This window comes from Paenibacillus sp. FW104-T2, from assembly GCF_058789975.1.
The window spans coordinates 64531-80413 of record NZ_JBYTCE010000020.1 but is presented as its reverse complement, the minus strand read 5'-3'; the positions used below and the strand labels follow the sequence as shown (position 1 = coordinate 80413).

14 protein-coding genes are annotated in these 15883 nt (G+C 50.6%); 9 read left to right on the top strand and 5 right to left on the bottom strand.

The window, feature by feature from the left end; all coding sequences use genetic code 11:
• Window positions 1-24: 24 nt before the first annotated feature.
• On the bottom strand, window positions 25-1215 hold the full coding sequence (locus AC3WQ3_RS22335) for a YheC/YheD family endospore coat-associated protein (RefSeq protein ID WP_492473602.1): 1191 nt from the start codon (window positions 1213-1215) through the stop codon (window positions 25-27).
• Between the two features lie 30 nt (window positions 1216-1245).
• A complete protein-coding gene (locus AC3WQ3_RS22330; protein WP_336779417.1) occupies window positions 1246-2613 on the bottom strand; it encodes a YheC/YheD family endospore coat-associated protein in 1368 nt (455 codons plus the stop codon).
• Window positions 2614-2892: 279 nt separating this feature from the next.
• Between AC3WQ3_RS22330 and AC3WQ3_RS22325 the strand changes: the two genes are divergently transcribed.
• The 3 genes from AC3WQ3_RS22325 to AC3WQ3_RS22315 all read left to right on the top strand — a co-directional run bounded on the left by AC3WQ3_RS22325 (window position 2893) and on the right by AC3WQ3_RS22315 (window position 5130).
• Window positions 2893-3240: a YlbF/YmcA family competence regulator gene (locus tag AC3WQ3_RS22325; protein WP_095288137.1), complete on the top strand. Its 348-nt coding sequence runs from the start codon at window positions 2893-2895 to the stop codon at window positions 3238-3240.
• A gap of 96 nt (window positions 3241-3336) precedes the next feature.
• Window positions 3337-3624 (top strand): hypothetical protein, encoded by a 288-nt coding sequence (locus tag AC3WQ3_RS22320; RefSeq protein ID WP_076289792.1) that lies wholly within the window; start codon window positions 3337-3339, stop codon window positions 3622-3624.
• A 171-nt stretch (window positions 3625-3795) separates the two neighbouring features.
• Window positions 3796-5130 carry a DRTGG domain-containing protein gene (locus AC3WQ3_RS22315; protein WP_127536532.1) on the top strand — a complete coding sequence of 445 codons (1335 nt, stop codon included), beginning with the start codon at window positions 3796-3798 and terminating at the stop codon, window positions 5128-5130.
• A gap of 143 nt (window positions 5131-5273) precedes the next feature.
• On the opposite strand, the gene AC3WQ3_RS22310 is transcribed toward AC3WQ3_RS22315, so the two are convergent.
• The 3 genes from AC3WQ3_RS22310 to AC3WQ3_RS22300 all read right to left on the bottom strand — a co-directional run bounded on the left by AC3WQ3_RS22310 (window position 5274) and on the right by AC3WQ3_RS22300 (window position 6550).
• Window positions 5274-5615, bottom strand: a complete 342-nt coding sequence (locus AC3WQ3_RS22310) for a YtpI family protein (protein ID WP_492473601.1) — start codon at window positions 5613-5615, stop codon at window positions 5274-5276.
• A gap of 95 nt (window positions 5616-5710) precedes the next feature.
• Window positions 5711-6199, bottom strand: coding sequence for a sporulation membrane protein YtrI (locus AC3WQ3_RS22305; protein WP_492473600.1), 489 nt, complete (start codon window positions 6197-6199; stop codon window positions 5711-5713).
• A 21-nt stretch (window positions 6200-6220) separates the two neighbouring features.
• Window positions 6221-6550 carry a YtrH family sporulation protein gene (locus AC3WQ3_RS22300; RefSeq protein WP_095288133.1) on the bottom strand — a complete coding sequence of 110 codons (330 nt, stop codon included), beginning with the start codon at window positions 6548-6550 and terminating at the stop codon, window positions 6221-6223.
• Window positions 6551-6793: 243 nt separating this feature from the next.
• On the opposite strand from AC3WQ3_RS22300, the gene AC3WQ3_RS22295 reads away from it, so the two are divergent.
• From AC3WQ3_RS22295 to pyk, 6 genes are all read left to right on the top strand, one after another.
• Complete coding sequence (locus AC3WQ3_RS22295) at window positions 6794-10768, top strand: DNA polymerase III subunit alpha (RefSeq protein WP_492473599.1); 3975 nt, start codon at window positions 6794-6796, stop codon at window positions 10766-10768.
• Between the two features lie 224 nt (window positions 10769-10992).
• On the top strand, window positions 10993-11481 hold the full coding sequence (locus AC3WQ3_RS22290; RefSeq protein WP_095288131.1) for a phosphatidylglycerophosphatase A family protein: 489 nt from the start codon (window positions 10993-10995) through the stop codon (window positions 11479-11481).
• A gap of 251 nt (window positions 11482-11732) precedes the next feature.
• Window positions 11733-11921, top strand: coding sequence for a hypothetical protein (locus tag AC3WQ3_RS22285; RefSeq protein ID WP_017689496.1), 189 nt, complete (start codon window positions 11733-11735; stop codon window positions 11919-11921).
• A gap of 408 nt (window positions 11922-12329) precedes the next feature.
• Window positions 12330-13223, top strand: a complete 894-nt coding sequence (gene accD, locus AC3WQ3_RS22280) for an acetyl-CoA carboxylase, carboxyltransferase subunit beta (protein WP_336779419.1) — start codon at window positions 12330-12332, stop codon at window positions 13221-13223.
• Window positions 13224-14264, top strand: a complete 1041-nt coding sequence (locus AC3WQ3_RS22275) for an acetyl-CoA carboxylase carboxyltransferase subunit alpha (protein ID WP_492473598.1) — start codon at window positions 13224-13226, stop codon at window positions 14262-14264.
• Window positions 14265-14371: 107 nt separating this feature from the next.
• On the top strand, window positions 14372-15799 hold the full coding sequence (gene pyk / locus AC3WQ3_RS22270; RefSeq protein ID WP_095288128.1) for a pyruvate kinase: 1428 nt from the start codon (window positions 14372-14374) through the stop codon (window positions 15797-15799).
• Window positions 15800-15883 lie beyond the last annotated feature (84 nt).

The window sequence follows — 15883 nt, the reverse complement described above, 5'->3', positions numbered from 1 at the left end:
CCATGGCAAGCGGGCGCTGCGGGCCTAGCCGCCTTGAATCGGGATGGGTTTCAGGCCAGCTGTGCTGGATGTATTCGGCATTTTCATTGGACGAACGACGTCCGTGAGAACATGTTGTTGCAGCAAATAACGAGCATAGGCAAGCGGCTGGGTGTATGTCAGTGTCTGCATGTGTCGGTCGCCTGCCTCTGCGAATGAAGAGCGTCCTGGCTTCGAATTGACCTCAAGCAGCCAGAGACGACCTGTCGAATCTGCTCCAAAGTCCAGTCCCAATTCAGCAAGTCTGCCGAATTGACTCTCCAGCAAGGGAGGGATTAGAGCAGCAGCATGATGGATCCCTTCTAGAATGGTGTTGGCACGCATACTTCCGTATCGATCGATAAGATAAGAGTGAGCTGGATAGGCCTTTCCTCCGCCGTGCAAATTGGAGGTAAGGGAGCCCTCGGCACCCTCGCGAACCATGCATCCCGTCAGGGTCCAGCGCCCGTGTTTGTTTTTTTGCACCAGGGCACGGATGTCGAATGGATGCCCATTATGACTCAGGTCCAGATATGGCTGCATGATCATCCGGCGACTGGAAAACTTGGATTCAAGCCAGGTTGAGAGCGCATGAGGTGTATAAAATCTACGCCGAAAACGTTCATTGTCCTGATCTCTGCCTTCAATAACCCATGTGGGGGTATCATTTTCTTGGATGAGACGAAATGTTTCCTTGCCATGGGTTCCTGAAACAGGCTTGAAGAAAAGTCCCTTGGGCCATCGTTTCAGCCACTGCTCCCATGGAGCATGAGGTTGAAGGAGTACGGTAGGGACGAGGAGTCTGCTCAGCTGTTTTTCCCGAGACAGTGCCCGGTGGACTTTCCATTTACCCGGCAGGGAAACAGACCAGTAGGGTCTGATGTGCCCGCTGCCCGATAAAGCAAGTTCATGAAGCTGCTGTCTCCATCGCCTTGGAAGTGGCAGCAGGCAGCGATCCATCAGCATCTGCACCCCGTGAACAGGAGCTGTTTTCCATTGTCCTTTACGGTAAATGTATCCTTTTTCTGGTAGAGGGTTATCTCGATCAGCGGATATGGGCAGCACGATGATATTCAAGTTATAGCGATGACTCTCCAAACTGAGACGACGGCAAAAGAGTTCATCCGAGAACGGCGGTGATCCCTCAGCACCACGGACCAGAATGGCTATGGTTGATGTTTGCGGCGATGATGGCATCGAAATGCACCTCCTGTAATGGATCACTCTTCAGAATCCGGCCAGATACGTGGAGTATTCCAGCATGGCTTTGACAGAGGGCCGGATTTTACTCTCGCTCAGTGGCGTATTGTCATTCTTGGACGGTTTCGAATTAACCTCGAGCAGCCAGACACGACCAGTGGTATCCATCGCAAGATCAATACCAAGTTCACCGAAATGGGCCGGAATCGCATGCTCAATTCCTTTGGCAATGTCGAGCGCTGCCGTATGAAGATTGGCATAAGCCGAAGCTTTGGCCGATGCGGGAAGCTGGGTTTTGGCCACGGCCTCCTTAACGGTACTGAGGCTTCCACCGCGGGCTAGATTCGATACATAATGGCTGCCTCCAGCAATGCGGGCTACGATGGATGTTACACTCCATTTGCCTGATCTGTTTTTTTGTACGAGGGCACGGAAGTCTACAGGCCGGCCGCTATTATCAATGAGAGATAGGCCTTGCTGGATCTGGTATCGCGTCGTTTTCATTTTTCCGGACAGACTGGCATAGAGTTTATCCAGGGAAGTATACGTTTGTTTGCGGGTGCCCCCAACACTGGTTGCGAGTGTAAGGAAACTGCCGTCAATTTGACGGGAGACCCGGATGATTCCTTTGCCAAGCGAACCTCGCACAGGCTTGAGAAATACAACCGGATACCGGGTGCACATCGTTTTGAGCGTGGCAGAGGACTTCAGCAGATGAGACTCCGGCAGGACCCTTTTGAGTGTTGTAATGGACTTCAAGGCATCAAACACTTCATTTTTATCCAGGAACTTTTCATTAAAGGTTTGTGTGCCGTAGAGAGATTTTACTTCTTTCATGAAATGCTGTACGCTAGGTTTGTTCTCAAGCTTACGGGATGTCAGCCTGTTATTGACGACGTCTGCAATGGGCAGAACCGTCTTTTTCCAGCCGTCATCATACACCCAGCCCTGAATATGACCCGTTACCGCTCCGATATCCTCTGGCGTGAAAAAGGATACATAGGCGCCCTGCTTACGGCAGGCGTTCACCAGCTCATGACAGAACATCGTGATGGAGCCAAAGGGCCGATCGGGCTGATCGGGATAATCCTGGCTTACCAGCACACTGATGAAGGGTCCAAGGCGCAGCGTACGGCTGGCTGAACGATAGGATACACTCAGGACCGAACGGGGAACCAGGCCGGTCTTGCTGGCTACCGTCTGATTGATGCGAAGGCCGTCATATCTAGGAACCGGAATAACGGTGACTTCACGGCGGTAAGAGCCGAATTGAAGCTGAAGCGGCCTTCCCGAAGGGATTTTAAGGGCCTTGAGCACCCCTTCGCCCAGCATGATGACGTCGTCCTGCAGGATGCCCGAGCCGGTAACCTGAATCGTTACTTTTTTAGTGGACATCACGGATCTCCTTCCGGGCGGCAACTTGATGTCTGATCTCGAAGTTGAACGGCATCTGAACATGGCATGTGCTTCATCATATGAGGACATATACCCCTTGGTGATTGACCCATTTGGATTAAATGCAATTGATTTGACATCGGAATCGATGACCTGTCTGGGTCAGCCATTGTTTGAGAGAAGAGAAATGCGTGTATAAACACGGGTGAACGTTGCGACGAGAAAAATGAGGGAATGATTGAATAGCAGCAGAACAATCCAAATTGAGGAGGAATAATAGTGAATATTTATGACAAAGCCAATGATCTGGCCAAAGCACTGAGAGAAAGCAGCGAGGTGGAAGAGATTACTTCCGCGATGAAGCTGATCGAAGCTGATCCGGAGGCGAAACGCATGCTGGACAGCTTCCGTGATCAACAAATGGAATTACAGCAGCGCATGATGAGCGGCGACATGCCGGCACCGGATGAGATGGAGAAAATGGAGAAGCTGTTTGAGGTACTGAGCCTGAATCTCAACATTCGTCGCCTATTCGATGCGGAGCGTCGTCTGAGCGTGATTATTGAAGATGTGAACAAAATTATTGCTGACAGCCTGGGCCATCTGTATGGCGGTGCTGAGGCGTAAGACGTTAAACAGGTTATTTGTCTGAATCTTTCATATTGCACAGTTCCCGTTCATAGACTAGACATATAGAGTCGATCAAGAACGAAGGAGCTGTGTATGGTGAAAAGGTTGAAAAAGGCAAAACATGTGATCTATCTGCTTATCGCTCTGTCAATGCTGGTTATCGCGCTGCCGCGAATTTCCTTCGCTGGTGGAATGGACTGGGTTAATATTTTTGGCATCGTATGGGTGCTGTTCTCCCTATTAATCATTGGTGCGCACCTTCATTTCATTCTCGGTGTAGATGAAGAGAAGAAGCGTGCACTGGAAGCTGTTCGCCGGGCCAAGCTGCGGCAGTGGGAGATGAAGCTGGTGGACAAGCAGGAGCAGAGCAAGTCTGTATAAGCCTTGCATCAAGGCGTCAGGACAGAATCCGAAGACCGATGATCCTTCAATCCGAAGGGTAATCGGTCTTTTTGCGTTGATAAACGAAGAGCGGGGGGATGGGGTTATTTTCCTCGGAGCGTGTTATAATAGATACAGAATAGTACAGATTCATCTTCGGGGGTGGTACAGATGGACGGACAGGAAGAGAATGTAACGAAGCACGAACAGCTGCTGCAGCATATCGAGCAATTAAAAGTCGGCAGTAAAATATCGGTCCGTGGCCTGGCAAGAGAGCTTGGCGTAAGTGAAGGGACAGCATATCGGGCAGTCAAGGAAGCAGAAAACTTCGGGCTGGTGGTAACCAAGGAACGGATTGGAACGGTACGGATCGAAAAGAGACCGCGCGGCATGTCAGAACAGCTGACCTTTGCCGATGTGGTCACCATTGTGGAAGGTCATGTGCTCGGAGGCAGTGATGGCTTGGCCAAACCGCTCCACAAGTATGTGATTGGTGCGATGAAAGAGCAGGCCATGGCCCGCTATATAGATGCCGGAAGTCTGCTTATTGTAGGTAACCGGGATAATGCCCATTCACTTGCGCTTGAGCAGGGAGCGGGTGTACTCATCACCGGCGGATTCGGCACAAGTCGTGAAGTCCGATTGCTGGCTGACGAGCTGGGACTGCCGATTATTTCTTCCAGACATGATACATTCACCGTGGCTTCCATGATTAACCGAGCAATCTTTGACCGATTGATCAAGAAAAAAATCATGCTTGTGGAGGATATTATCGGTCAGAAGCCCCGTCTTCAAGTGCTCAAGGTCACCAGCTCTGCCGCTGATTTTCACAAGCTGGTTGCCGAAACGGGAGATCATCGCTTCCCGGTAGTAGACGAATGGAATCGTGTTATCGGCATTGTCAGCCTGAAGGATGTGAGCGAACTTCTGGAAGATCAGAGCATTGAGAAATGCGTCGTGCGCCGCCCGGTTACAGCCTCGCTGCAAACCTCACTGGCTTCTGCCGCGCAAATTATGACTTGGGAAGGCATTGACTTTCTGCCCATTGTGGATCGCAATCGGAAGCTAATTGCCTCGATTACGCGGAAGGAAGTACTGCAGGCCATGCGCGACGCGCAGAAGCAGCCTCAGCTCGGCGAGACCTTTGATCATCTGATCTGGAACGGGTTTGCGGAGGAACGCGGAGAACAGAATGAATTGATGTTTCATGGATTCATTATTCCGCAGATGGCGACAGACCTGGGCACGATCTCTGAAGGGGTACTGCTGAACGTCATGACGCAGGCGGGACGGCGGGCTGCCTGGGATGTTACGGGCAACGATTATGTCGTGGATAATGTGACGACATATTTTGTCCATCCGGTGCAGATTGAGGATCAGATTTTGGTTCGACCCGTCATTCTGGAGACGAGCCGCCGAACCTGCAAAATGGACATTGTCATTACCCGTGAAGGAAATGTCGTATGCAAAGCGGTCATGACGCTGCAATCCATTGACCACGCCTAGTTCAGGTGATCAGTGAATCACTGCTTTCAAATATATAACAAAGAGGATATCCCCACTATTGTCATGTCGAACTGCTGTTCACGCCGGCATTCAGACATGTATCGATGAGTGGAATATCCTCTTTTCGTTTTTAACTGCGTGCATTAAACAGATTGCCTGGACGCGCTGCCTGACTGATTTCCGCTGTGCTCCCGTAGACGGGCAAAGTAGCTGCGGTTGCGCAAACCAGCGAACAGATTGTAGGCCCCAATAATCAGAAAGAGCGCTTCCACAACAATAGAGAGGCTCGATCCGGTGAAGACAAACATGAGGATTACGGACAATACAATCAGCATGCCACCCATCCAAATATTGGTCCATGAACGGTAAAGGCCAGCGTCAGCGGCATTCGCGGCCCGGTACGAACGAATGCTGTTCAGCGCCGAGCAGACCATGGCTAGAGCGAATATGGCGATCAGGACGTACTTGAGAACATCAATCAACACGAATGAGCAGCTCCTTTTCTGGAAAGCATTTACTACCCTTATTGTACCACGCGAGCCAGGGACAAGGGCAGTTTTTTCTACCTGCTTCCCAGTAGTTAAGCCGGAACGTGCATCCGAATTTGTACCCAAACCTGAAGTACGCCTTCCATAACGAGCATGGTTTTGACTTGGACCGTATATTGTTTTTCCCTTACCGTGTATACTTTCTGATTCAGCATGATGCGTGTCATTTTGCTGTACTCATCGATATTAAACACATCACGACCACGAAGAACCTCAAGCTCGTCCCCCAGCTTCTGCAGCATGATTTTGAGAGATGCTTCGTCCGGACCTTTGTCAGACTCTTCAGCGCGCACCTTAATTTCCTTAATGACGGTTTGCCGTTTACTGTATTTTTTCAGCGTTTTGATATCCTCCTCATTCTGATGCAGCTGGAGCTGCAACTCCTGATTGGTTAGCCAGAGTTTGTTATAACTCAGGTGAAATACACCGTTGTATACAGCGCTTCCCGCGATCATTCCCAGGACAAACACGGCTGTCATGCGTATAAGCGGGCGGTAGCGTGAAAAAGGTGGAATCCTCATGTGCTCAATCCCGGTGCCATATTAACCCCGCCCTCCGCCGCATACCCATTTTACGAGTTCGGTTCCCATATGAGCGCCCATAAAGGCCGAGATCAGATACAAAATTTGCTTGACCGCTGGAGACAGATTGCCGTCGAGAACGTTGCTCTCAATGACACGCATCGGATCGATGGTGCCCCCAACTGCGGCTGCAAGCGCCCATATCTTGATTTTGCCGGAAATATCAAGCATCGTCTGAGTCGGAGGCTGGAGAGAGATAACAGCACCAATTCCTCCGATCATCGCACCGCCCAGCACAATGCCAAACGCAATAAAGAAATCAAGAATGGCTTTGGATAAAAATGTGCTCACCCGCTAACACCCCTTTCAGACCCAGCAGCGCACCTCCTGTCAGTGGCCCGAAACAGGGGGAGCGGCTTGTACTCTTATTGTATGGGCGTGCCCCCGGACGATATGATAAAATAGAATAATAAAGTACGGTTGTACGTGCTGAAATTGTATTCAGTTATTGTATTCATATAGAAGAAAGATAGGCAGCAGCTGGGCTCTGAAGACAGATGCTGCAGCTATCCGCGGCGAAAGGAAGTAACGAACATGAGTTCTTTTGTGCATTTGCACGTTCATAGTGAATATAGTTTGCTGGACGGCGCTGCGCGTATTCCGGATCTCGTGAACCAGGCCGCAGATCTTGGGATGACCACACTCGCATTGACCGATCACGGCGTCATGTACGGCGCTGTTCCCTTTTATAAAGCCTGTATCGAACGAGGCATCAAGCCGATTATCGGTTGTGAGGCATACATGACCGCAGGGTCCCGCAAGGAGCGGGGCAGCCGCAAGGATCAGCCCATTCACCACTTGATCTTGCTGGCGAAGAATATGACGGGTTACCGCAACCTGATGAAATTATGCTCTATTGGGCATTTGGAAGGTTTCCATTACAAGCCACGTATTGACATGGAGAGTTTGGCTGCCCATCATGAGGGAATTATCTGTCTGAGTGCTTGTCTGGGAGGAGAAGTGCCTCAGCATTTGCTGCATGGACGGGAAGAAGAGGCCCGGCGGGCTGCGCTTCGTTATAAACATATTTTTGGTCCTGATTTCTATCTGGAGCTTCAGGATCACGGCCTCGCCGAGCAGAAAAGGGTCAATCCCCAATTGATCCGTCTAGCCGAGGAACTGGATATTCCGCTTGTAGCGACCAATGATGTGCATTACCTGTCCGAAGCGGACGCTGAACTTCAGGATGTGCTCATTTGTATCGGAACCGGGAAAACCGTTGATGATGAGAGTCGTCTTCGGATTGGTACCAATCAGCTGTATTTGAAAAGTGAGCAGGAGATGGCCCGCTTGTTCCCTCATGTGGAAGAAGCGCTGAAGAATACGGTTCGTATTGCCGAATCCTGTGAACTGCAGCTGGAATTTGGCAAGTCCATCCTGCCTGAATACAGACCGCTGCCTGAGGGACAGAGTCCTTCTCAGTACCTTAGAGAGCTCTGTGAAAAAGGCATGGAGGAACGATATTCGGGCTCAGAACGCTGGACGGATTCGGCCCTTCGTTCCGAGCTGGAGCAGCGATTGAACTACGAACTTCAGGTCATCGAGAATATGGGATTCTCGGATTATTTCCTGATCGTATGGGATTTTATCGCTTATGCCCACAGACAAGGAATCGTTACCGGCCCAGGCCGGGGTTCCTCGGCGGGAAGTCTTGTTGCCTATACACTGCATATTACCGATGTTGATCCGATGAAATATAACCTGCTCTTTGAACGTTTCCTGAATCCTGAACGTATTTCCATGCCCGATATCGATATCGATTTCAGCGATGAGCGGCGGGATGAGGTTATTGATTATGTCGCAGCCAAATACGGAAAAGCACATGTGGCACAGATTATTACCTTTGGTACAATGGCTGCACGCGCAGCAGTCAGGGACGTTGGGCGAGCGTTAAATGTACCTTATGGCGAGGTGGATAAGGCGGCGAAGCTGATTCCTGCACAGCTCGGGATTAACATCCGGCGTGCCATGGAAGCGACACCTGAACTCAAGGTATTATATGAAACAAAGCCGAAAACTCGTGAGCTTCTGGATATGGCCATGAAGGTGGAAGGCATGCCGCGCCATGCGTCCACGCATGCTGCCGGGGTCGTGATATCTCGCGATCCTCTGACCGATGCCGTTCCGCTTCAGGAAGGAAGCGAGGGCACTGCACTAACCCAATACTCGATGGAAAATCTGGAGTCAATTGGGCTGCTCAAGATGGACTTTCTCGGACTGCGAACCCTTTCCATTATTGAACGCTGCCTGCGTTGGATCGGGGAAGAAGGCCAAGTTCCGGATTTTCGCTATATCGCGGATGATGATGCAAAGACGTATGAGATGCTTGGCCGTGGCGACACGATGGGCATATTCCAGCTGGAATCAGCGGGCATGCGTCGTGTGCTGAAGGATCTGAAGCCGACGGTATTTGAAGACATCATCTCCGTTCTCGCTTTGTATCGTCCGGGTCCAATGGAGTTCATCTCCAAGTATATTCAGGGCAAGCATGGACAGATTGAGGTCGATTATCCCCATGCCGATCTCGAATCCATTCTTAAGGATACGTATGGCATCATCGTCTATCAGGAACAGATCATGCAGATTGCTTCACGCATGGCCGGTTTCTCACTGGGGGAAGCAGACTTGCTGCGCCGAGCCGTGTCCAAGAAGAAACGGGAAGTGCTCGATCTGGAACGTGGACATTTCGTTCAGGGCAGTCTCAAACAAGGCTATAGCGAGGAAGAAGCGGACCTGGTCTATGACATGATCGTGAAGTTTGCCAACTACGGTTTCCCGCGTGCCCACGCCGCGGCATATGGTGTACTGGCGTTCCAGACCGCATATCTGAAGGCTCATTACCCGGTTCATTTTATGGCTTCCATGCTGACCGCTGTTATGGGCAGTCACCGCAAGGTTGCGGAATACGTCGTGGAATGTCGACGTATGGGAATTGAAGTCCTGCCGCCTGACGTCAACGAGAGCGGCATTCTGTTTACTCCAGTCTTTGCAGTAACCGGTAAACCGGAGAACAATCTGACTGACAGGTCCGACATGGACAATGGGAGCAACACCGTAAATCATTTGTATGATCATCCCGGCCAGGAAGAATATGGTGATGCACCATTGCCGGATGACCCAGGCCCAATGCCCGAAGAAGATGATGATTCATATGGCTGGCAAGCTTCGACCGTAATTCCTGAAGACCTGAAACAAGAGGGATTATCTGGGAACGGTAGTGAAGCGTCGGCGATAAAACATGTAGATCAGGATGAAACGGGTTTATCCGGCGGAGTGGACCAGAAGCAAGCTGAGGTATTTGCATCCGGTTCTATCCGTTTTGGACTGGCTGCTGTGAAGAATGTCGGCACCCAAGCTATGGAGAGTATCATGCTCGTCCGCAAGGAGCGCCCATTCGACAGTTTGCTCGATTTTTGTCGCCGTGTTGATCTGCGTGTCTGCAATAAACGTGTCATTGAATCATTGATTCAGGCGGGAGCTTTTGACACGTTGCCTGGACACCGGGCGCAGCTGCTCGCAATGCTGGACGAGACGGTGGAAGCGGCTCTGAAGTGGCGCAAGGAGCGCGAGGATCTGCAGATTCAGCTGTTTGATTTTGTGGAGACACCCAACTGGGAGATTGAATATCCACAGATCCCTGCGTATTCGGCCACTCAGCAGCTGGAGCTCGAGCGGGAATTGTTGGGTCTATATCTATCCGGTCATCCGCTTGATGATTATGAAGATGTGCTCGAATCGAGCGGGGCGGACCGGATTATGGAGCTGACCGAAGCAGCCGACGATACGATGGCCGTCGCTGCCGGGATGGTGGTGTCCGTGAAGTCCATCACGACGAAACAGGGCAAGGCCATGGCGTTCATGGAGCTGGAAGACCAGATTGAACGATGCGAAGTGGTTCTCTTTCCCGAAGTATGGCGGCGGAGCCAGCAGCATGTCGGGAAAGGCGAACTGCTCGTCGTGCGTGCCAAAGTGCAGCAGCAGGACGAAGGGTTTAAGCTGCTGGCTGAGGAGGTGGCGCCGCTCACACAGGCGGCACTGGAACAGCAGCTGCGCAGCCGCGAACGGCGCGGGAAGCCCGGCAGCGGCAGTCCTTCCCGGCCGGCGGCACCGGCACGGCAGCCAGCCGGTGCGGGTGCTGGAGCTGTACGCAGCAGCGCAGGCGGAGGGCCAGCAACGCACCGAGAGGAAGGCGCAGGCAAGGCTGAGGCAACGCCTGCATCGCGGCCAGGCAGCACCGTTTCTGCCAGTGGATCTGACCAGATTCGCCGGTCTCAGCCCGCACAACAGCGGGTGTTCGTGAAGATCACTCCACAGTCCGAGAAACCGGAACTGCTGACACGTTTGAAGCAGCTGCTCCAGCAGCATCCGGGTCCGGTTGCAACGGTACTTTTCTATGAGCAGCAGCAGAAGCTGCTTGCGTTAAGCGATGCTTACCGGATTAAACCGTCTCCTACACTGTTCTCCGAGATGGAGCAGATGCTGGGCGAGGGTACAGTTAAAATCAAGTAATGGCCTTGGCAGCGCCCATTGCCAAAGGAGGAACCTGTCCGGTTATGCCGGACGGGTTCTTTTGTTTGGTCAAACCAAGTGAGACAGCTGCCTGGGAGCCCCGTTTAACCCCGGACAGAAGTCCATTTGTGTTTTTTTATGAACGTTTTGCTGGGTAGCCGCATACACTTGAGAACACCGAAGGACCTCGCGGTCCTCGGGGGAGCGATGCGGGAGGTCGAGATATGTCATATGAAATCGTAGAAGCTATGCTGGCCCGGCGGGGTGTACAGATTGATGCAATCGCTGAAATTGTATATCGTCTGCAAAAAGGGTACCACCCGGAACTGACTATGGATGATTGTGTAACAAGTGTGAAGTCGGTACTACAAAAAAGAGAGGTTCAGTATACGCTGTATACTGGCATTGCTCTGGATGAGCTGGCTGAAAAACGTCTCTTGCCCCAGCCGCTGCAGGCCATTATGGAAGCGGATGAATCCCTGTATGGAGTGGACGAGACTCTGGCCCTTGGCATTACCCATGTGTATGGCATGATTGGTTTAACCAGTTTTGGTTACCTGGATAAAGAAAAAATAGGCGTCATTCACGATCTGAATGAAGATGGATCAGGCATTCATGTCTTCCTGGATGATCTGGTCGCCGGTCTGGCTGCTGCGGCTTCCGCACGTATTGCCCACAAAAATCTCAATGCTAAAAAATACCCTACCGATTAATAATTTCCTCCCTAGCTGCAGGACATTCAGGGCGGCAGGTGCTGCCCTGGAAAATCTGAACGTCTTATCTCCCTTGCCAAAATATCAGACGGAGTGTTAAGCGTATCGGTTATCCTAGTGGGACAAATGTCCCCCAAGATCCCGTTTTCTCCCCTAAGGTCCTGAACCCTTCCTTGCAGAAAAAAACGGAGGTATGGTATCATTAGTCCAATATACGGGCTCTGAACATTAGCTTAGGGGGCGGACATGGCATGTGGACGGTGATTTACATTGCACCGACAGCAAAGGTTGCGGACAAGATTAAGACCAAGCTTTCGGAAGAAGGTTTTCTGGTACAGACCCGTCCCATCAGTTTATCCAAGCAGCAATTTGAGATTCGCGTCCCTTCTGGGGAATTGGAAGAAGTCCAGGAAGTGCTGAATTCGATTCTGCATTCCTGATTTGATTCAACATCAGAGGTGCCTTGGCGAAGAAGAAAGTACCATCGGTACATAAGGGGCTGACCGCGCAAGCGGAGAGAGGAATCGACTTGCATGTATTGTATGCTGCTGTCCTTCCTTCTTTTTTTGTTAGGCTATGGACTGACCAGGCTGCTCCCGGAGACCCTACCGAGACAAGTTCAAGTATTTCGCGCAACAATCTTTCGGTAATACAGGTAACATCAATCGTGCTGATAGAAGCCACTGATTCTTGCCTTATGCCGGCGGATTTTTTTGTTGTGAATGCCTGGACAAGGCCCATTGCAGCGTGTGGGTCGTAAACGGTTCACCGCAGTACCTCTGTAGAAGTCGCTTTTCGCGATGTATGCAGGGTGCGGCTATCAAATCAACGGCTGGAGAGGTGTAGTTGTGTTCAAAGATATATTCCAGAAAAAACGGAAGTACGCTACCATACCTTCCGAGCGTGCGGTTCGTGGCGAAGGCCAGGAAGTCGTAGAACGTCCAAAGCGTGAAATCCCTGAAGGACTTATGAACAAGTGCAGCAAATGCGGCACGATTCAATATAGTAAGGAATTGGAGAAAAATCTGAAAGTATGTCCTGCTTGCGGCTATCACATGCGCTTGAATGCCATGGAGCGTATTGCCATGGTTTTGGACGAGCAAGGCTTTGTTGAGCTGGATGCCGACATGGTTTCGGTTGATCCGCTTGGTTTTCCGGGATACAGCAGCAAGCTGGAGCAGCAGCGCCTGAAGTCAGGCTTGAAGGAAGCTGTAATTACAGGAGAAGGAACGATTGAAGGTTTACCTGTAGTTGTTGCTGTCATGAGCTTTGATTTCTTCACAGGCAGCATGGGCTCTGTTGTAGGGGAGAAAATTACTCGTGCTGTAGAGCACGCGACGGAGAAAAAATTGCCCCTGATTATTTTCTCAACCTCTGGTGGAGCGCGGATGCAGGAGAGTATCCTCAGCTTGATGCAGATGGCCAAAACAAGTGCGGCACTGGCTCGTTTGGATGAACAAGGAGGCCTTTATATTTCGGTCATCACGGACCCGACCACCGGTGGGGTATCAGCGAGTTTCGCCAGTCTGGGCGATATTAACATCGCTGAACCAGGTGCTGTATTTGGCTTTGCCGGCCGAATTGTTATTGAGCAAACCATTCGTCAGAAGCTGCCTGATGATTTCCAGACGGCAGAATTTAATATGCAGCATGGTCAGTTGGACTTGGTGATTCACCGGAAGGAACTTCGTACGACCCTTGCCAAGCTTCTGGATATGCACAGCGAAAAGGGAGGGGTCTAAATGGCGGGTGAGTTGCCATATGAAGCGCCTCTGGTTGAGATGCGCAAAAAGATTGAGGAGCTTGTACAGTTTGGACAGGAGAAGGGTATTGATTTCACTGATGAAATCGCCCGCCTGGAGGAACGTTATCATAGACTTGAAGAAGAGATTTATTCCGGCATAACGGCAGCTCAGAAAATGCATCTGGCGCGTCATCAACAGCGTCCAACTGCACTTGACCTGATCCAGCTGATTTTTACCGATTTTATCGAACTTCATGGTGATCGGATGTTTGGCGACGATTTGGCCGTCGTTGGCGGCCTTGCGAAACTGAATGGAAGAACGGTAACCGTCATCGGACAACAGCGGGGGAAAGATACGAAGGATAATATCGCCCGCTTTTTCGGGAGCGCGCATCCGGAAGGTTTCCGCAAAGGACTGCGGCTGATGAAGCAGGCGAACAAATTTGGTCGTCCAATTATTACATTTGTTGATACTAAAGGAGCCTATCCGGGTAATACTGCAGAAGAGAGAGGTCAATCGGAAGCCATCGCCCGTAACCTGATTGAAATGGCGAAGCTCACGGTGCCTGTAATTGTTGTGGTTATCGGTGAGGGTGGAAGCGGCGGCGCACTCGCCTTGGCTGTAGGCAATCGTGTACTCATGCTGGAGCATGCCATTTATTCAGCGATCTCTCCGAATGGTGCAGCGTCCATCCTGTGGAAAGATGCGTCCAAGGCAGATCAGGCAGCAGAAGCGATGAAGATAACAGCCAAGGATCTGCTGGAGATGGAAGTTATCGAAGAAATTGTTCCTGAACCACGTGGTGGTGCGCATCGGGATTATGAAGGTGCTGCAGCAGCCATCAGCGAAGCTCTGGTTCGTCATCTGGAAGAGATGAAAGGCTGGAGCGGGGATCAGCTGAAGCAGGATCGGTACGAGAAATTCCGCAAAATCGGATCTGTTACGTTCGAATCTCCAACGCCACCGGCCCCAGTTGAAGCTCCGGAGGAGCCCATTCGAGTGGATGCAGTGAATAATTTGTCGGGAAATGCAGAATGATGTGACGAATTTCCTATACAAAAGAACGAAAGTATAGTAAATTTAATAGTTGGAAAAAGAAAAAAGACATATACAGAGAGACCTTTTAAAATCGGAGGAAACCCAAAATGCGCAAAACGAAAATTGTATGTACAATCGGTCCATCCAGTGAATCACTGGAGAACACCAAAAAACTGATTATGGCCGGTATGAACGTGGCCCGTCTGAACTTCTCCCACGGTGATTTCGATGAGCACGGCGGACGGATCAAAGCGATTCGCCAAGCATGCGAAGAGTTGAACAAAACCGTAGCAATCCTGCTGGACACCAAAGGACCGGAAATTCGGACAGGTAAACTCGAAGTTGAACCGATTGAACTGGTTCAGGACGAGTACATCACTTTGACAACAGAAGAAATTCTGGGAACCAAAGAACGTCTTTCCATTACGTATGCAGATCTTCCAAATGATGTTGAGCCGGGATCTACAATTCTGATCGACGACGGTCTGATCGGACTGACTGTGGTGGAAGTGCAAGGCACCGAGATCAAATGCCGTATCGTGAACGGCGGAACGATCAAAAGCAAAAAAGGTGTTAACGTTCCAGGCGTTGCCATTTCTCTGCCGGGTATCACTGAAAAAGATGCGAACGATATCGTATTTGGTATCGAGCAAGGTATCGATTTCATCGCGGCTTCTTTTGTTCGTAAAGCAAGTGACGTGCTTGAGATTCGTGAACTGCTTGAGAAACACAATGCTGGACATATCCAAATCATCTCCAAAATTGAGAACCAACAAGGCGTAGACAACCTGGATGAGATCCTTGAAGTGTCTGATGGCTTGATGGTAGCTCGTGGTGACCTTGGTGTGGAAATTCCTGCGGAAGAAGTACCATTGGTACAAAAACGCATGATCGAAAAATGTAATGTTGCAGGCAAACCGGTTATTACAGCTACACAAATGCTGGATTCCATGCAACGCAACCCGCGTCCAACTCGTGCGGAAGCAAGTGACGTTGCGAATGCAATTTTCGATGGAACAGATGCAATCATGTTGTCTGGTGAGACAGCTGCGGGTAAATACCCAGTTGAATCCGTTCTGACAATGTCCCGTATCGCTGAAAAAGCAGAGTCCGCTCTGCCTTATCAAGAGCTGTATCTGAAACAACGTGTTGCACAACAAACAACTGTTACAGAGGCAATCAGCCAATCCGTTGCGCTGTCCGCTCAAGATCTGAACGCAAAAGCGATCATCACTTCGACTGAATCTGGCCATACGGCTCGTATGGTTTCCAAATACCGTCCGGAAGCTCCAATCATTGCTGTGACTACGGAAGATAGAACTTCCCGTCGTCTTGCACTGGCTTGGGGTGTTACACCGGTGAAAGGCAGACGTTGTGACTCGACGGATTCCTTGTTTGAGAATGCAATCGAAGGCGGTTTGAAATCGGGAATCGTCAAAGAAGGTGATCTGGTTGTCATCACTGCGGGTGTACCTCTGGGTCGCTCCGGTTCTACCAACCTGATCAAAGTAAGCCAAATTCCAAACAACGCTTAATTGAACAATTAAGTTTTAGATGGATCAAAACAGGAATGAAGCAATGGGGCATTTGTCCCGTTGCTTTTTTCCATCTTTATGAGA